Origin of the sequence: Streptomyces sp. NPDC059649, assembly GCF_042734445.1 — a bacterium.
Taxonomy (GTDB): Bacteria; Actinomycetota; Actinomycetes; order Streptomycetales; family Streptomycetaceae; genus Streptomyces.
The window spans coordinates 20,670-37,326 of record NZ_JBHWDV010000001.1; the positions used below are offsets into that span (position 1 = coordinate 20,670).

Consider the following 16,657-nt stretch of genomic DNA (forward strand, 5'->3'; position numbering starts at 1 on the left):
GCACTGAAAGGATCTGGCCATGCACCGTGTTGGCGTTCTGGCCCTGGAGGGCGTCGTCCCCTTCGAGCTCGGCATCCCCGCCCGTATCTTCAACGCCGCCCGCGACCGGGACGGCAACCCGCTGTACTCCGTGGCCACCTGCAGCCTGGACGGCGGTCCTGTGCGCGCCGAGGGCGACTACGACCTCGCCGTCGCCCACGACGCCTCCCTGCTGGCCACCGTCGACACCATCGTCGTCCCGCCCTCTCACCGACTGGGACCGATCCGGGAGGAGGGCCGTCTGCCCGGCCCGCTGCGGCATGCCCTGGCCGCCATCCGCCCCGGAACGAGGATCGTCGCGATCTGTACCGGCACCTACGTCCTGGCCGCCGCCGGCCTGCTCGACGGCCGTCCCGCCACCACCCACTGGCGCGAAGCCGACCGGCTCCAGCGGATGTTCACCCGCACCCGCATCGACCCCGACGTCCTCTACGTCGACGACGGTGATGTCCTCACCTCCGCCGGAGTCGCCGCGGGCATCGACCTGTGTCTGCACCTCGTCCGCCGCGACCATGGCAGCCACATCGCCAACGAGGTCGCCCGCTCCTGCGTCGTACCGCCGTGGCGCGACGGCGGCCAGGCCCAGTACATCCAGCGCCCCGTCCCCGACCCGTCCACCGGCAGCACGGCCACCACCCGGGCATGGGCCATGCGGCACCTGGCCGAACCGCTCACCCTGGCCGGCCTCGCCGCCCACACCAACATGAGCGTCCGCACCTTCAGCCGCCGCTTCCGCGACGAAGTCGGTACCACGCCCGGACAGTGGCTCACCCGCCAACGCGTCGACCTCGCACGCCACTTGTTGGAGACCACCGACTGGCCGATCGACCTGGTCGCCCACCGGTCCGGATTCGGCACAGGTGCCTCCCTGCGCCAACACCTCCACGCCACCATCGGCGTCAGCCCCCAGGCGTACCGCCGCACCTTCCGCCCCCAACAGACAGCCGGCTGACCCCAACAAGACAGCTGGGAGACCCTGCCCAGAACCCAAGTCAGGCGGCGGGCCCCAATCGGCGGCCCCATCAGCGCTGTACGTTCAACCAGCACACTCATAACCGCTGTTGAAGGACACATCCTCGTGAGTGATCAGACCGGGATCGCCTGGATAGGCGCACACAGCACCACGGAGAAGGACGGCACCCTGCCGGGAATGCGCGGCGGGATCTCGCTGACCTGCGCCCGTGGCATCGAGCAGGACGCATTCCTGATCAACCTGGGCGCCGACCTGGACGAGTTGGCCGAACGGATCCCGTACAGGGATCTCGCCGCGTCGGTGGGCGGACCCCCGGCCGGCACCAACTACGCGATGTACGGGACGTGCGGGGAGTGGGTGTATGTGCTGGAGGACTGGGGGATGTCCACGTGGTCGACCGGCTTCCGCAAGGCCGAGTCGATGTGGCCGGGTCCGGGCCAGGAGATCGTCTGCGTGACGTTGAACTGGTGGAGCCCTCCGCCCGTGACCATCCACCTGCCGGGCTACGAACGTGTCGTGCGCGCCGAGTTCGGGGAGGACACCGGCGAGGGGTCCGCCCTGGATGCGGCGCTGCGTGAGGCGGGCGCGTTGATCGGACCCAGGCCGGACAGCGCCACGGCGGCGGCGGAGGCGGAGTACGAGGAGCGCAGGGAGCTGCTCCCTGCGGCGGTGTTCACCGCCGTTGGCGCCTATTGCGGACTGTCGATCGACCAGGCCGCCGTGGAGGCCGGCGACCTCCCGGCGGTGGTGATCCCCATGGTCTGAGACACCGGCACAAGACGACTGGCCGCCACCCCCGATCGTGCCTGTGGTGGTGGAGGCCAGTCATCTTGTGCCGGTGGAGTTCTGCTGCTGGGCGGCCAACTTGCAGACGACCGGGGTAGCGCAGCCGTGCCGGCCGACAGACCAACTGACCGCCGCTGGGCCCTGCTTTCGACCCAGGCCCCCACAGTGAGGACTTCGGCACACGGCCAGCCATCACACACGTCTCCACACCCACCCTGCGGTATTTTCACTCAACGTCAGACGTTGAAGGGTCAGTAGCCCAATCATGCATGAGCAATTCGACACCATCGGTGGGTCAACCCCTTCCGACACCGACCTGGTGCGGCGCATCCGTGCGGCAGCCCGGCCCGGAAGCCGGGCGGCGGCTGATCCGTATGGCGGACCGGCTCCGGACGGCACAGCGGAGACGGCCGAGGAATCCCTCGACGAGTTTCACCACCGGCACTACGCCGCCGTACTGGCCTACGCCCGCACCTGCTGCAGATCCTCCCAGGCCGCGGCGGATCTGGCGAAGGAAGCCATCGACGGCGTCCTGCACTCCCAAGAGCCGGCGGAGGGGCCTGATGCCGTATGGCGGGACCGGCTGCTGGCGGAGGTACGCCACACCGCCGCCGTCTGGCACCAGAATTCCCGGAACGCCGAACTGCGCGACAACTTCGAGTCCTGGCTGGCCCACCAGTCAGGGGAGGGACCCGATCCTTTCGACAGCGAAGGCGAGCCTGCCACCGGCGGCGAACCCGCCGTCGCTGTGCCCCCTTCGACGGTGAAGCCGTCCGCCGAGCCGCGCGTTGCCCAGGCGTCCCGATTCTCACCGGCGCGCATCGCCGTGCTCGCCGTTGCCGTGACTGTCCTGGCCGGCGGTGCCATATCCGCCGGCACCCTGCTCGGACCGGCGCGCCACGACGCCTCGGCCGGCAGCCCCGAACGGTCCGGTCACTCATCGGCAACCACTCCGGACCACCCGCCGACGGCTTCGCCCAGCGGCTCGGCGACCGCCTCCGGCTCGGCGTCGGGCTCCCCGTCCCCCACCCCCACCACGGCGTCGAAGCGTCCGAGTTCCCGGCCCTCGTCCTCCGCGAAGCCGTCGCCTTCCGGGCGCCCGGGCTCCGAGGACAAGCCGTCGCCCGCCCGTATCACCTCGTTGAACACCCGGCCGTGGACCTCCAGCAAGAACGGCTGGGGGCCGGTAAGGCTGAACCGCAGCATCGACGGACACCCCATTACCATCCAGGGAACCAGCTACACCGAAGGGCTGGGGGCCCACGCCTTCAGCGAGATCACCTACCACCTCGGCGGCGCCTGCTCCGCCCTCAGTGTGGACGTGGGCATCGACGACGAGGTGGGCGCAAACGGCTCAGTGGTCTTCCAGATCTACCGGGACGGCACGAAGGTCGCCGACAGCGGGCTGATGACGGTCGACCAGCCCGCGAAGCACCTCACCGCAGACCTGACCGGCGGCAGCGAGATGCGGCTCGTGGTCACCGACGGAGGCAACGGCAACAACTCCGACCACGCCGACTGGGCCGGACCCCTCATCACCTGCCGCTGAGCGGTCGCGTCCGACCGGCACCGGCTGGTCGTGGCCGCAGGCAACCAGGCCATCGAGCTAACAACCGCGCCGCCGACCGCGCACGATCTCGGTGTAGCGGGACTGCAGTTCGTCCGCGATCGGCCCGGCGTAGCAAGTGTTCACGATCACGGGCACGAGCACGAGCACGAGCACGAGCACGAGCACGAGCACGAGCACGAGCACGATCACGATCACGAGCACGAGCACGGCACGAGCTCGATCACGGGCACGGGCACGGGCACGTTCTCCACGATCACCATATGACTGCGCGTCAGGGAGCGAACGGCCCAGGGGAGTTGGCGAACTGGCCGGTCTCGGCCGCCACCGTCATTTGGGAATGGTCGAGGCGACCTCGTCGAGGGTGGCGTCCTTGACGAGTCCGGTGTCCTCCAGAACGTCCATATGGTCCTGGACGGTGTTGTTGGTTTGTGTGGCCAGTCGCCGGATCAGCGAGTTCTTGGTCGTGGCGCGCACCTCGCCGATGGTGATGAAGATCTTGCCGTGGGAAGCACGCAGCAGGTCCACGAAGAGCTGGTCGAATGCCTGGCCCCGGGCGTTCTTCAACTGGTCCACCCAGCCCTGTTGTTCGGCGGTGGCCTGGTCGGGGATGGGCACGTTCAGCGCCTCGGAGTCCTCACGGGCCAGTTGGTCGAGCTTGCTGTGCCCTTCGAGCAGATGCATACCGGCGCGCTTGATGGCTTCGCTCGATGCGTGTGTCTGGGCGAGCCGGCCCGCCGGCATCTCCCACAGGCCGGCCTGCCGGACCTTGGTGAGGAAGGTCTTGTCCAATGCGGTGACCGTGCCGGTGTTGCCCCCACGAGGGCCGGCCAGGGCCGCGCTCGCGGCCGGCAGATCGGCAGAGACGGACTCGTCGGCAGAGCCGTTCCGCTGCCACAGCCACACGGACACGGCAGCGATAACTGTGGTGAGGGCGAGTGCGGCGGCTATCAGGCGGCCGCGGTTCGAGGTGGGCCGGGGGCTTCGCGCGTGAGATGTCATCGTGCCTCCTGGATTGCGCACGACGGATTGCCGACGGGCGCCGCCGTCCGGGCGAGGGTGGGCGGTGCCACGCTAACCGTTGCACTGGGCAATGAAGCGGTTTGAGCGACGATGCTCAAATCCGGCCGTCGGGCGGTGCGCGTGAACTACGATCCCGCTCTCCGCGCCGTGCGCACGGGAGCTGGCTCTGCCGATGCGGGACGGATTCCCCCGTGCTGGTGAACGCGGACCGGGGACCGGTCAGAGGTGCCACCGAATGTCTGGGCCCGCGTGTACGACGCCGTGGCCGTGGAGGTCTTCGGCCATTCGGCCACCTCGCCTTCGCCCTGACGGACCCCGAACCGCCCTTCGCCCACACCGTCCGCGCATCCTCGCCGCACTGGGTGAGTCCGCGCCGATGACGCACACCCCTTCCAGCGCCGATGGTGGGGCCTACCGGGCGTTCGGCGCGCTCAGCCCGCCGGATCTGCCGTAGGGCGGCTGCCCGTAGTCTGCGTTTCGGTCTGATGTTACGGTCGTTGCATGAGTGCCAAGACGACAGTGGGTCGGGCGCGATTCCTGCTGGTATCGGTGAGCACGGCCGACGCCCCGACGGCGACGCGGGTGCGGGTGTGGCGCAAGCTGCGCTCGCTGGGCGCGCTGTACCTCCAGCAGTCGGTGTGCCTGTTGCCGGATCGCGAACCGGTGCGCCGCCAGGTGGCACGGCTGCTCGCCTCGGTACGGGCCGATGGCGGTACCGCCCGTCAACTGACGGTGGACATCGCGGACGACGCCGAATACGCCCAACTGGTCGGCGAGTTCAATGCCGAGCGGGACACCGAGTACGGCGAGGTCGTCGAGCGGGCCCCGGAACTCCTTGAGGAACTGGAACGAGAGACCGCCCGCGGCAACGCCACCTACGCGGAAGTGGAGGAGTCAGAGGCGGACCTGGAACGGTTCGAGAAGTGGCTCGCGAAGATCGCCGCCCGCGACTACTTCGACGCCCCGGGCGCCCCGGCGGCACGGGAAGCGGTCGAACGGTGCCGGGCCGCGCTGGCCGCCTTCGAGGACGCGGCGATCGCCGCACAGGCCGGCGACCACCCCACAGGCCGCTCCGCGCACGCGCTGCCCGCATCGGCGCGGCTGCGCAGCACCGTCGAGTGATGGAGCACCCCATGTGGTGGGACCTACTGATCGCGCTCGGCGCGGGCCTGCTCGCCGCATGGCTGGCCCTGCTGATCACACTGCTGCTGATCCGCCCCAAGGGCGCCCTACTCGCCGAGGCCATACGCCTGCTACCTGACCTACTACGGCTGCTGCGCCGCCTGGCCGCTGACAAAAAACTGCCTCGGGGCGTACGGCTCCGACTCGGCCTGTTGATGGTCTACCTGGCCCTGCCGATCGACCTGATCCCCGACTTTCTGCCCGTCATCGGCTACGCCGACGACGCCGTCATCGTCGCCTTCGTCCTGCGCGGCGTCGTACGACGGGCCGGGATCGAGGCGGTCCGCGCTCACTGGTCCGGCACCGACGACGGCTTCACCGCCCTGGCCCGCCTGACCGGACTCCACCGGGCCGCCGACGGAACCGGCGCCACCACCGACCCGGACCGGCGGTAGACCCGGCCGAGGTTGACCTCGGTGAGCTCTACCTGGTGTGAGGTGGGGCGCGTTGACCGCCCGCCACCACCGCTGTTGGGCGGACGTCCTCGTCCGCGCCGGAGCGGTGTGCGTCAATGGCGGGGGACCGGTCGAGCGAGCGGCTAAGTGGCGGCGTGCAGCGGCGAGAAGGCTTCGACCGTGACGTGACCGTCGAGTCGGCCGCCTGTCAGGTTCGTCCTCCTTCACGGTCGGCGGCTCCATCTCTCGCCTCGTCCCCCTGCTCAGCTCCACGTTCCGGGCCACATTGCGTGGCAGTTCGTCCTCCCGTAGGGCGTGCCCGGGTTGGGCCGCGTGTTGGTCTGTCCGGGTGATAGTCGGGTCAAGACGGTGGTGTTCCATTGGCCATTTCGGGTTAATGGTGGTGACCGTTTTCCGGTGGGTTGCCCATCTCTCCGGGGAGAGATGGGCAACCCTGCGGTGTGCCGGTGTGCCGGCGCGCGGTACGTGTCGGTGTGTCCTCTCTTTGTCCCGGTGTGCACGTGGTGATCCGGTTCGCGTATGCCGGCGCCGTGCGACGCGGGCCCCGGTGGGAGTTCTCGGGTGGCCCTCTCAGCTGAGAGAGGTTTGCCATGGAACCGACTACGGGTTGGTGGGGAGCTCCGGCGGTAGCCGGCGGGGTTCGGCCGGTTGTACCGGCCAGTGGGTCTGGGACGGCCGCCGTGCGGGGGCTTGTGGCCGCGCCGTTCAGTGCGGCGTTCTCCACGGTGACGATCCCGGCGGGCACGACCCCGCTGGCGGTGGCGGTGGCACAGAACGGCAACGTCTACGTCGGCAACGCCAATTCGGCCAACGTGACGGTGATCAGCAGCACCACGAACACCGTCCTGGCCACCGTCCCCGCCGGCTCAGACCCGGCCATGATTGCGGTGGCGCAGAACGGCAACGTCTACGTCACCAACCAGAGCTCCAACAACGTGACGGTGATCAGCAGCGCGACGAACACCGTCCTGGCCACCGTCCCCACCGGCGGGGGCCCGTTCGCACTGGCGGTGGCGCCGAACGGCAACGTCTACGTCGCCAACAGCACCTCCAACAACGTGACGGTGATCAGCAGCGCCACGAACACGGTCCTGGCCACCGTCCCCGTCGGCGCGGTCCCGGACGCGGTGGCGGTGGCGGCGAACGGCAACGTCTACGTCGCCAACCGGAACGCCAACACCGTGACGGTGATCAGCAGCGCCACGAACACCGTCCTGACCACCCTCCCCACCGGTGGTTTCCCGGGCTATGCGGCGGTGGCGCAGAACGGCAACGTCTACATCGCCAACCAGACCTCGAACAACGTGACAGTGATCGACAGCGCCACCAACACGGTCGTGGCCACCGTCCCCGCCGGCTCGGTCCCGGGGGTGATTGCGGTGGCGCCGAACGGCAACGTCTACGTCACCAACACCGTTTCGAACAACGTGACGGTGATCAGCAGCGCCACGAACACGGTCCTGGCCACCGTCCCCACCGGCGGGGGCCCGTTCGGGGTGGCGGTGGCGCCGACCGGCAACGTCTACGTCGGCAACAGCAATTCCAACAACGTGACGGTGATCAGCAGCGCCACGAACACCGTCCTGGCCACCGTCCCCGTCGGCGCGTTCCCGTTCTCGGTGGCGGCGGCGCAGAACAGCAACGTCTACGTCAGCAACGCCAATTCGGCCAACGTGACGGAGATTTCCCCGTTGACGGTGACGACCTCGCCGGCATCGCCGGTGTGTGGACAACCGGTGACGTTCAACATCTCCGGGGGGACTCCGAGCGGGACAGCGGTGGTGAACTTCGGGGACGCGAGCCCCACGGTCACCGTCCCCCTGGACGCCACGGGGAGCGGGCAGACCACCCACACCTACACCGCCGGTTCGTTCACCGCGACCGTGAACGGCAACCCCACCCCCGTCACCGTGAGCCCCAACCCCACAACGACGACGCTGTCGGTGACGCCGAACCCCTCCACCTGCGGGCAGAGCGTGACCGTGTGCGCCACCATCACCCCGGCACCGGCCACCACCTCAGTGCCGACCGGCACGGTCACCTTCACCCTCCCCAACAGCCAGACCCAGGTGGTCTCCGTCAACGCATCGGGCCAGGCCTGCTTCACCACCACCGCCCTGACCACCGGCACCCTCACCGCCGCCTACAGCGGTGACAGCTGCTTCACCGTCTCCACCACCAGCACCTTGGTCACCGTGAACCCCAGCCCCACGACACTGACCGCGCAGCCAGGCACGATCCGGCTCCGGCTGACCCCGCTGCCCGAGTACTACATCCCCACCCTCAGCGCCACCCTGACGACCACCTCGGGGATGCCGGTGGTCGGTCAGCCGGTGACCTTCACCGCCACCACGCTCTTCGGCCCGGTCAACCTCGGCACCGCCCTCACCGACGCCAACGGCACCGCCACCCTCCACAACGCCATCGTCCCCGTCTTCGCCATCGCCACCCCCTTCTACACCGCCACCTTCCCCGGCACTGCCTGCTACACCCCCGCCACCGCCCACGGCATCCTGCTGTTCATCCCCCTCTAGGTCTGATCTCATCGGCTTCGATAACCGCAGGTCACCTGGTCTGCTGTGCCTGGAGGAACCATCGTGGCCCAACTGAACGAGCTGGCCGACCAGTTGAGGGGTTCGGCGACACGTGTGGTCCGTCGGCACTCAGCGTGCCCCAGCGAGTGCATCCCTCAACCCATGGGCGCCGCCACGGTAGAGGCTGTCGATGATGTCGAGGCACTGGGCTCGCGTGGTGGCTCCGCCCTGGCGGTACAGACGCAGGACGATCTCAATGAGGTACCGCTGGAGCAACGCGTAACCGCGCTTCCCGGCCGCGGCTTGGTCCTCGGCCGCGCGCGCAATGGCTTGGCACGCATGCACGGTCCGGGACGGTAGGCGATGGGGCGTTTTGGCCAGTGCATGGGCCAGTTCTCGGAGATGTTCGGAGAAGGCGGGGCTGGTCAGGAATGCGGTGATGAGGTCATCGGCCTCATGCCGAGGCAGGGAATCGACTTTCCGCATGGCACGGGAAGCTGCCTGGCGTACTGACTTTTCCCGGTCGTGAAACAACCGTTTCAGGAGCGGCGCACCATAGGCGACGTCGCTCGCGGCCATCTTTGCAGCCCCATGCCGCGCCGCAGGAGGAAGGCGTTGAACGTCTGCGGGCAGGCCAGCTGGGAGCTTGTCTTGCATCACGAGGACGGACCAGCTTGCCCCGGCATAGTGAGCTGCCGATTCTGGGCCGGCGAGGACTCGTACCAGCTCGGGGGCGAATCGCTCAGCGTCACTGAGCATGACGTAGGTGAGGAGCTCGTGGCAGCTGCGGGCACCGTGGATGTCGGCGGGAGCGTCAGCGAAGAGCTGCGCGGCGAGGTCGAGGGCGGCAGAACGCCTGTGACGCAGCAATGCCATCACCGACTCGGCGGCACATACCCGTACTGCCATGATGGGATCCTGAACGAGGGACTCGATGACTGGCAGCAGACGTCCTGCATGGGCGTCTCCTGCGAAGAGGATGGCGGCCGCTGTGAGGGCTGCCCGTCCGCGAGTGGAGTTGAGCCCTGCGGTGAGGAAGTCTCCGTTGGAGAACTGCTGGCCCTGGCCGTCGTCGGTTCGGGCGGCCTCGCGTTCGGGGTCCGGATCGGTAGCGCAGTCCGCCAGCAAACCGGGTGGGCCGCGGCGCTTGCCTCCGCAACTGGCATGACGAAAGGCAGCACATGTTGGAGGAATGCCTGGGGAGCTGCCCCGGCAATGTCGTCGATGGCGGTACTGGCGCCTGACGTTGCGGGGGTGGGTAGATGCCCGGAAGAGAACGGATCGCCGTGCCCTGCGGCCTGAGCTCGCCGCAATTGGCGTTGCAGGAAGGCGCCGAGCAGCCGCGCGGCGTCCGAGGGGGAACGATCAGCGACATCCTTGACGAGGTCCCACACGTCACCGCCGGCGTCCGTCTCGTCGAAGTCCCCGCGGTCGATGCACCGGAGAGACAAGTCCAGGGAAAAAGGGACTGGCCATGCTCGATCTATGTGTGGAACCATCGGTCGGTTTTGCTGCCCTACCGGTCAAGCCGGTATTGGCGGCATACGGTCTGGAAGATTTCCAGTGGAAGGCATCGCATCACCCTCGTCAAATGCAGCCCATGTAACGGTCAATATCGTTGTGACACATGTGAGTTGGCGCTGTAGGCTCGTGCGTCTCTCCACCGTGATTCCGTCCGTATCGAGCAGGACGAGGGAATGAGCCTGAAAACCGAAACCACAGCGGATGAGCCGGCCGAGGCAGTCGGAAGTCCATTCGGGTTGCCGGCGTTCAGGTGGTTCTTCACCGGTCGGCTTGTCTCGCTGCTGGGTAGCGCGATGACTCCCGTGGCGCTGTCCCTCGCGGTGCTCAACGCCTCGAACAGTGCGGGTGACATGGGTGCCGTTCTCACCGCCAACACGATCCCGCTCATCGTCTTCACATTGGCCGGTGGCGTTGTCGGTGACCGGTTCTCGCGGCGTCTGGTACTCCTCCTCTCGAACCTGGGTGCCGCCCTGACGCAGGCGATCGTTGCGTTCCTGCTGATCTCGGGAAACTACGACCTTGGTTCGCTGATCGTGCTGGAAGCCCTCAACGGCACGGTGGCGGCCTTCACGAATCCCGCGCTCCGCGGCATCGTTCCGGATATCGTCCCCAAGCCGCAGATCCAGCGTGCGAATTCCGTACTGGGGTCGGCGAAGAACGCCGCGAAGGTACTGGGGCCGACAGCCGCGGCCACGATCGTGGCCACCGCGGACGGTGGCTGGGCCATCTCCTTCGATGCCGCCACCTACTTCGTCGCGGCGATCTGCATGGCTCGGTTGAAGGTGACCGGTAACACGCCGCCTCGCAAGGCGAGTGTCTTCGTGTCCCTGCGAGAGGGTTGGACCGAATTCAGGTCGCGGACCTGGGTGTGGACGATCGTCGCTTCGTTCGGCGTGGCGAACTACGTGCAGGTCGGCATCTGGACCGTGCTGGGACCGCTTATCGCCAAGGAGCGGATCGGCGAGACGTCTTGGGGATTCGTGCTCAGCGTCAAGGCGGTCGGCGTGCTGCTCATGGCCGTGCTGATGTACCGCATTACTCTCAAACGCCTGTTGCCCGTGGCACAGACCTGTGCGGCGCTGGTGGGCCTTCCCCTGATCGCACTCGGGCTCGTGGCGAACGTGTACTGGCTTGCCGCGTCCGCTTTCATCGCGGGTCTGAGCCTCGGCTTCTACAGCGTCGCCTGGGAAACCACGCTGCAGGAGCAGATCCCGAAGAACATGATTTCGCGCATCTCCTCATACGACAATCTGGGGTCCTTCATCGCTATCCCGGCGGGACAACTCTCAGCCGCTCCATTGGCGAGCGTCTTCGGGGCTTCCCGTGTGGCGTTGGTCGGTGGATTCCTATGGATCGTTCTGACGCTCTGCCCTCTTATGGTCCCCTCGGTACGTGGATTGCGGCACGAAGTCTGACGCCACCGCCCGGTGTGTGTCTCGCACGCGACTGCTCGCGCCGAACCGCTGCCGAGTTTGTCGAGCCATATCGATGCGTTCCCCGCATGCCGCCTCAGGGCATCCGTGCGAGCGGGCATCTCCACGTAGCGTCCGGCTATTCCATGCGCTAAAGCGCATCCCATCCCGAAGCCTTGGTGCGGAGAGCCGCCGAGCGGGGCACGGAGTGGCTCGCTCTGACGGATCGCGACAACGTCACCGGGGCCGTTCGGTTCGCGAAGTCGTGCGCAGCGCATGGAGTGCGCCCGATCTTCGGCGTTGACCTGGCGGTTGCTTCCACGAGGATCGGTGGAGGTTTCGCGCCTGTCCCCGGCGCTCGGCCGAGCCACGGCAACCTCGTGACCCGGCGGTCCCGCCCCGCCTCCCGTCCGAGGCGGGGCGTCAGTCCGCGGAGTCCCTCTCCGGCGTTCCGTCATCCACGGTGTCCGGATGTGAGACGCGGCCGGCGGACTGGTCGTCGGTGTGGTCCGCCCCTTGCGGGTCGATCGTGGCTGCCCAGCGTTCCGCCCAGCGGGCGAGGGGGTTCAGGGCGTGGCGCGCCTCCTGTCCCAGCGGGGTGAGCTCGTAGCGGCTGTCCGGTAGTTGGTGAATCACCTGGGCATCCAGCAGTTCGGTCAGGCGCTGGCGCATCACGCTGGAGGACATGTCGTCGCACCGCTTCTGCAAGGGGCGGAAGCCAAGCGGACCGGCGCGAAGCTCCCACAGGATGCGCAGACTCCACCGCCGCCCGAACAGATCGAGTGCGGCCATGAGGGGGCGGCCGGTGGTCGAGCCGCGAACAGGGTTGCCAGGTCTGGGAGTTGCCATGTCGGGATGTCCAGCTCTCCAGGGTTGATGCTTCGAATTCAGACACGCTAGCATCGGTGACCGCTTCGGAAATCGAAACGGAGGCGGCTGTTGTGGCACCTGCCCTGACGACCTGACCCACAGCGCGCCGGCCATGGATCCGAGCATGTTTCTGATCATCAATTCCGAACACAGGAGGTACCGTGGCCAAGGGCTACTGGGTCAGCGTCTACCGCACCATCGCAGACCCTGAGAGGCTTGCCGCCTACGACAAGCTGGCCGGTCCAGCCGTCAAGGCCGCGGGCGGGCGGCTGCTCTCCCGCGGCAGCCGGGTCGTCGCACACGACGCCGGAATCGCCGAGCGCACCATCCTGATCGAGTTCGACAGCTTCGAACAGGCGGTCGCCGCACGCGCGAGTGCGGCCTACCAGGAGGCGCTGGCCGTACTTGCTGACTGCGTTGAGCGCGACTTCCGCATCATCGAAGGCCTCGACTGACGACCGATGCCGCGTCAGGGAGGAACACGATGCCAACTGCGGGGATCACCCCGGCTCGTCAGCGCGCCGCACCGTCGCGAACACCCTGTTCGGGACGGGATGCCGGATGTAGGGGTGTGCGGCTCGTCAGCAGGGCCGGCCAACTCCTATACGCCCAAGGGTATGACGAAGCTCCGGCGGTGCTGTGGAGGAGAGAAGATTCGATGGCCACAACGACGCTGGTGCTCTGCAGGTCAGCCGTGCGACGTGGTGCGACCGGGGCCCCTGAGCAGTGCAGGACAGCCGAACGGGAAGGTGTATGCGCTGTGGTGGATCCGAGCGCATGACGCGGATCGGCGCCGCACCCCACCGATCTGGCCGCTGTAGCGGGAGCGCCGTCGACCGTCACTGTGGCGCCCGACGGGCCGGAGAGCTGGCGCGGTGTGTAGACGGATGCCTCACAGGACGGTGCGGCGTCGGCGTCCCCGTGATCATGAGGCCCTGCCTCATCGTGCGCCGCAGCCCGCTCGACACCGCCGGCCTGCGCGGGCGTGACGACGGCACGGTGCTGTGATCAGCCGCCCAGATCGAGGGCGGATAGATGAGTTGGCCCGCACGTGAACCCGGCGTGCAGGAGGCCCACCAGGGCGGCAACCAGCACAAGGGCCCCGAGCCCCGCGGTAGGCCGCGGGCCGGGGTCTGCTGGAGAGGTACCGCATCTGGCCCTCCTGGTTCTCCCCCCAGAGAACCGCGACATCATCGCTCTGGGCATGCTGAGAGCGACCGAACGGGGCACTGATTCGTCCGATCCGGTGAACGCCGGCGCCACACGGGTCGTGGCACGTGGCCGTATCGCAGACGACGTACGGCCTGTTCGCTCACCTGAGCTCTTTCGCGTACAGGGAGAACTTGCGCCTGCCCCGCGGGCCATGCGCGAAGCCCACGTACAGCCCCCTGCCATCACCTCGTCGTACGGCCAAGCCCTCCGGCTCCCGCCAGGAAAGTGCCGGTGCGGTTCGCTCGAGAACGTCGCGCGTCACCGTGCCGGTGCGCCAGTTGATGCGGGACAGCCGGGTATTGCCGGAAGAGGACGGCGGATTGCCGCGACCGTATCCGCTACCAAGGAGTTGGTAGACCGAGTTGCCGTCCAACGCCATTCCCTGGAAGGGCAGACCCAGCTCCGTATGGGGTTGGGCGAAGTCGGCGAGTGGATGAAATGCACCACTTGCGAATTGATCGGTCTCATACAGCGCGAAACGCGGCTCTCCATGCACCTTGTAACGCAGCAGAAGTCTGCGCCGGCCCGGATCCAGGGTGGCGCAGTTGCTGGTGGACCCGGGAATCGGGCGATAGGTGGCGAGTTCAGCGCTGTTCCGGGTGAGGACCCGGCCGTGCGTAAAAGGGAAGCGGCAGAGGCCTCGTCCGTAGCCGGACGCCGGGTTCGCATCCCATTCCGTCCACAGGATGCTGCCGTGTTCTCCCGCTTCGACCCCCAGAGCACCGCCGTGCCCAAATCCTTTGAGGAACATATAGCCGGTGACGGTGCCGTTCATTGCGAGCCGGTTCAGGCACAGGTCACCCCGTCGAGCCCGTTCCCCATGGGAGTATGCGCGGTCTTCGTCCTGCAGGCGGATGCCGCCCTGCATGACCTGGAGAGCGAAAAGGTGCCCGTTGCGTTCGTCGAAGGCGAAGGACTGCAGCACCGTGGTCTGATGCAATGGTCGGTCGATGAGCCACGCCTTTCCGGGAGCCGCCAGGCCGGAGGGCTTTGCCGGCGCCCTCGTCGGCGCGTGCGCTTTCCAGGCCGGCAGGGCCATGGCCAGGGCCGTCATACCGGCGAGGCCAAGGATCTCCCTGCGGCCTGACCACCGTGGGAGTCGGGTCTTGGCCATGGAAATCACCTTCTTCAGGGTGCTTGGTTTTCTCCCGCGCAGCGCTCCATTGACGGCCGGAAGGGGGACGCGCGCGGTACGCCGCTTCGCTCGACGTGAGGCTGTGCGCAGCGCGGGGCGGGAGCCAGGGGAATGGCGGCTGGCAGAGCTACGCAGCAGTCACGGCCACGGCCACGGCGACGGAGCCGTGCCGCATGAGGCGAGGGATCATGAGCGCTCCTCAAGGAGAGCGCCTCGCATCATGCCGCCGCAGCTCGCGGCCCAAGCGCAATGCGGGATTCTGAGATCAGCTAGGAGCTGACGGAAGTCGGGGCGCAGGACGATCCGGTCGATGGAGCCGTCGGGCTGGATGACCTTGTGCTCCTTGAATGCCGAGGTGTCGTTCTCGCGGTAGACGCGGGCGAACGGGCCCCACCGCAGGCGAGTCCGGGTGTCCTGGGCTTCTTCGAGCTGTCGGTCCACGCCGGCTTCGAGGCTGTGAGCGTCTGCGGATACTCGAACAGCGCGGGTCGCTCTTTCGGGGTATTGCGCGGGCAGTGGGTGGCTTCGCGAAGGGCGGGGTTTTGGGCATGGTGGGGAGGGCGCGGCGTATGCGTGCCGATGGCTCGGGGTGGAGCAGGTTCAGGCGACCGAGGTCTCCAGGGTCCGGTTCCACGCGTTGAGCGCGTCCGCGGCGAGCAGCGGAGCGACGGGACGGAGGAGCGGATGAATTCGTGCTCGACGAGGTAGAGCGCCGCATGCCCGATCCGCGACGAGGACCAAGGCCGGGGCCCCAGCCTGCTCGCTGACGTCGGCATCGCGCACACCGAGCGGGTCAAGGCACAGAGCAAGGGCCCGACAACAATGCCGTCGGGCCCTTTCATCATCTGACCTCAGCAGGGACGCACCGCCGACCACCTGAGCCGGCGCATCGCGCCGGCTCAGGTGGTCTCGGAAGACCTTCTCCTCCTTGCCGAGGCGGTGTCAGTGTGCTGTGCGTGGTTTCCGTGCGCTCACGTTGGGCGCCTGGGTGGTGCTGATCTGGTTGAAGGTGTTGGAGTATGCGTAGCCGGTGGGCTTGTCGTAGCCGTCGACTTCCCAGAAGGACAGTTCCTGGATTCCGTTGGAGGCGGCGAAGTTCTCCAGCGCGGCCGCGTCGGACTGGGAGAAGATTTCGTCGTCGTCGTTCTTGCCGGCGATCGGCGTCAGCCCCATCATCTGGTACGCCTGCGAGTGGGAAACGCCGTAGAGAGTGGCGAGTTGCTGGGCGGTTGCCTGTGCGGCCGATTCGGCGTCGGCGAGCGGGTTGTGCCCGTCGCCGAAGTCCATGGTCATGAGGTTGACGGTGCTGACGTTGACCCCGGTGTCCTTGGCGTCTTGGAGGAGTCCGGTCTGTGCGGAGGGCAGGCCGTCGGGGGCGACCGCGAGCGTGTAGTTCACCTGGACCGAGGGGTTTTGTGCCTGAAGCGCGGCGAGCGCCTGGTTGCGGCGGGTGTTGGCGGCGGTGTCGTCGAGGGTCGCGCCTTCGATGTCGAAGTCGAGCCGGGTGACGCCGTAGGTGTTGACGATGTTGGCGTAGGCGGCGGTCAGGTCGGACACGGAGGTGCAGGTCTGGGCGAGTTCGCCGCCGGCGGCTCCGCCGAAGGAGATGATGACGTCTCCGCCGTTGGCCTTGAGCGCGTTGATCTCCGAACCGAACGCGCCGACGGGGTCACCGTTGAATTCCCATTTTGCCGTGCAGCCATCCTGGGGGATGAGGAATGCCAGCGTGTAGTGCTTCAGACCGGTGGCGGCCATGTCGTCGGCCATGTCACCGGCTGTGCCGGGGCCGATCTGGAGGTAGGGGGCCGCGAAGTGTGCGGGCCATGTCGACGTTGCCGCCGCGGCGTTGGCCGGCTGTCCGTTCGCGACCAGCATGGCGGTGGCGGTGAGTGGCAGAAGCGCGGCGAGAGCGGTTCTGGGGATGCGAGTGTTCATGGTTGCCTTGTCGGATTGGGAATCGAAGGGGGGGACCGCCGTCCACGGG

General features: G+C 67.8%; 15 protein-coding genes and 1 pseudogene. 9 read left to right on the top strand and 7 right to left on the bottom strand.

Annotated elements, in window-relative coordinates:
* Nucleotides 1–19: 19 nt before the first annotated feature.
* From ACFV1J_RS00110 to ACFV1J_RS00120, 3 genes are all read left to right on the top strand, one after another.
* Complete coding sequence (locus tag ACFV1J_RS00110) at nucleotides 20–991, top strand: GlxA family transcriptional regulator (protein WP_385854904.1); 972 nt, start codon at nucleotides 20–22, stop codon at nucleotides 989–991.
* Nucleotides 992–1,117: 126 nt separating this feature from the next.
* Nucleotides 1,118–1,777, top strand: a complete 660-nt coding sequence (locus ACFV1J_RS00115) for a hypothetical protein (RefSeq protein WP_385854905.1) — start codon at nucleotides 1,118–1,120, stop codon at nucleotides 1,775–1,777.
* A gap of 286 nt (nucleotides 1,778–2,063) precedes the next feature.
* Nucleotides 2,064–3,347 (top strand): NPCBM/NEW2 domain-containing protein, encoded by a 1,284-nt coding sequence (locus tag ACFV1J_RS00120; protein WP_385854906.1) that lies wholly within the window; start codon nucleotides 2,064–2,066, stop codon nucleotides 3,345–3,347.
* Nucleotides 3,348–3,404: 57 nt separating this feature from the next.
* On the opposite strand, the gene ACFV1J_RS00125 is transcribed toward ACFV1J_RS00120, so the two are convergent.
* Both ACFV1J_RS00125 and ACFV1J_RS00130 read right to left on the bottom strand, forming a co-directional pair.
* Entirely contained in the window at nucleotides 3,405–3,575 is a 171-nt protein-coding gene (locus ACFV1J_RS00125) for a hypothetical protein (RefSeq protein WP_385854907.1), read from the bottom strand.
* 120 nt (nucleotides 3,576–3,695) lie between these two features.
* Nucleotides 3,696–4,367, bottom strand: a complete 672-nt coding sequence (locus tag ACFV1J_RS00130; RefSeq protein WP_385854908.1) for a DUF4142 domain-containing protein — start codon at nucleotides 4,365–4,367, stop codon at nucleotides 3,696–3,698.
* Between the two features lie 522 nt (nucleotides 4,368–4,889).
* On the opposite strand from ACFV1J_RS00130, the gene ACFV1J_RS00135 reads away from it, so the two are divergent.
* From ACFV1J_RS00135 to ACFV1J_RS00145, 3 genes are all read left to right on the top strand, one after another.
* Nucleotides 4,890–5,510: a Chromate resistance protein ChrB gene (locus ACFV1J_RS00135; RefSeq protein WP_385854909.1), complete on the top strand. Its 621-nt coding sequence runs from the start codon at nucleotides 4,890–4,892 to the stop codon at nucleotides 5,508–5,510.
* Entirely contained in the window at nucleotides 5,510–5,965 is a 456-nt protein-coding gene (locus ACFV1J_RS00140) for a YkvA family protein (RefSeq protein ID WP_385854910.1), read from the top strand. Before ACFV1J_RS00135 ends, ACFV1J_RS00140 begins: the two co-directional genes overlap by 1 nt.
* Nucleotides 5,966–6,666: 701 nt before the next feature.
* On the top strand, nucleotides 6,667–8,520 hold the full coding sequence (locus tag ACFV1J_RS00145; protein ID WP_385854911.1) for an Ig-like domain repeat protein: 1,854 nt from the start codon (nucleotides 6,667–6,669) through the stop codon (nucleotides 8,518–8,520).
* 129 nt (nucleotides 8,521–8,649) lie between these two features.
* Here ACFV1J_RS00145 and ACFV1J_RS00150 read toward each other — a convergent pair whose 3' ends face one another.
* Nucleotides 8,650–9,429 carry a hypothetical protein gene (locus tag ACFV1J_RS00150; RefSeq protein ID WP_385854912.1) on the bottom strand — a complete coding sequence of 260 codons (780 nt, stop codon included), beginning with the start codon at nucleotides 9,427–9,429 and terminating at the stop codon, nucleotides 8,650–8,652.
* Nucleotides 9,430–10,217: 788 nt separating this feature from the next.
* On the opposite strand from ACFV1J_RS00150, the gene ACFV1J_RS00155 reads away from it, so the two are divergent.
* Nucleotides 10,218–11,459 carry an MFS transporter gene (locus ACFV1J_RS00155; protein WP_385854913.1) on the top strand — a complete coding sequence of 414 codons (1,242 nt, stop codon included), beginning with the start codon at nucleotides 10,218–10,220 and terminating at the stop codon, nucleotides 11,457–11,459.
* Nucleotides 11,460–11,635: 176 nt separating this feature from the next.
* Nucleotides 11,636–12,058 carry a PHP domain-containing protein gene (locus ACFV1J_RS00160; RefSeq protein ID WP_385855409.1) on the top strand — a complete coding sequence of 141 codons (423 nt, stop codon included), beginning with the start codon at nucleotides 11,636–11,638 and terminating at the stop codon, nucleotides 12,056–12,058.
* Here the strand turns inward: ACFV1J_RS00160 and ACFV1J_RS00165 are convergent.
* A pseudogene (locus tag ACFV1J_RS00165) lies at nucleotides 12,000–12,464 on the bottom strand (winged helix-turn-helix transcriptional regulator); the annotation flags it as partial. The gene ACFV1J_RS00160 and the pseudogene ACFV1J_RS00165 sit on opposite strands and share 59 nt — an antisense overlap.
* Nucleotides 12,465–12,487: 23 nt before the next feature.
* On the opposite strand from ACFV1J_RS00165, the gene ACFV1J_RS00170 reads away from it, so the two are divergent.
* Nucleotides 12,488–12,781, top strand: a complete 294-nt coding sequence (locus ACFV1J_RS00170; RefSeq protein ID WP_385854914.1) for a DUF1330 domain-containing protein — start codon at nucleotides 12,488–12,490, stop codon at nucleotides 12,779–12,781.
* An 857-nt stretch (nucleotides 12,782–13,638) separates the two neighbouring features.
* Here the strand turns inward: ACFV1J_RS00170 and ACFV1J_RS00175 are convergent.
* From ACFV1J_RS00175 to ACFV1J_RS00185, 3 genes are all read right to left on the bottom strand, one after another.
* The gene (locus tag ACFV1J_RS00175; protein ID WP_385854915.1) at nucleotides 13,639–14,652 is read right to left on the bottom strand and encodes a teichoic acid biosynthesis protein C; all 1,014 of its coding nucleotides are present in this window, start codon (nucleotides 14,650–14,652) and stop codon (nucleotides 13,639–13,641) included.
* Between the two features lie 207 nt (nucleotides 14,653–14,859).
* Entirely contained in the window at nucleotides 14,860–15,114 is a 255-nt protein-coding gene (locus tag ACFV1J_RS00180) for a hypothetical protein (RefSeq protein ID WP_385854916.1), read from the bottom strand.
* A gap of 501 nt (nucleotides 15,115–15,615) precedes the next feature.
* The gene (locus ACFV1J_RS00185) at nucleotides 15,616–16,608 is read right to left on the bottom strand and encodes a glycosyl hydrolase family 18 protein (protein WP_385854917.1); all 993 of its coding nucleotides are present in this window, start codon (nucleotides 16,606–16,608) and stop codon (nucleotides 15,616–15,618) included.
* Between the last annotated feature and the right edge of the window lie 49 nt (nucleotides 16,609–16,657).

Excerpts from the sequence above, each read along its gene's own strand:
- ACFV1J_RS00120 (WP_385854906.1), top strand. The coding sequence starts at position 2,064 with ATGCATGAGCAATTCGACACCATCGGTGGGTCAACCCCTTCCGACACC.
- ACFV1J_RS00140 (WP_385854910.1), top strand. The coding sequence starts at position 5,510 with ATGGAGCACCCCATGTGGTGGGACCTACTGATCGCGCTCGGCGCGGGC.
- ACFV1J_RS00150 (WP_385854912.1), bottom strand. The coding sequence starts at position 9,429 with ATGGCAGTACGGGTATGTGCCGCCGAGTCGGTGATGGCATTGCTGCGT.
- ACFV1J_RS00110 (WP_385854904.1), top strand. The coding sequence starts at position 20 with ATGCACCGTGTTGGCGTTCTGGCCCTGGAGGGCGTCGTCCCCTTCGAG.
- ACFV1J_RS00135 (WP_385854909.1), top strand. The coding sequence starts at position 4,890 with ATGAGTGCCAAGACGACAGTGGGTCGGGCGCGATTCCTGCTGGTATCG.
- ACFV1J_RS00175 (WP_385854915.1), bottom strand. The coding sequence starts at position 14,652 with ATGGCCAAGACCCGACTCCCACGGTGGTCAGGCCGCAGGGAGATCCTT.
- ACFV1J_RS00185 (WP_385854917.1), bottom strand. The coding sequence starts at position 16,608 with ATGAACACTCGCATCCCCAGAACCGCTCTCGCCGCGCTTCTGCCACTC.
- ACFV1J_RS00155 (WP_385854913.1), top strand. The coding sequence starts at position 10,218 with ATGAGCCTGAAAACCGAAACCACAGCGGATGAGCCGGCCGAGGCAGTC.
- ACFV1J_RS00130 (WP_385854908.1), bottom strand. The coding sequence starts at position 4,367 with ATGACATCTCACGCGCGAAGCCCCCGGCCCACCTCGAACCGCGGCCGC.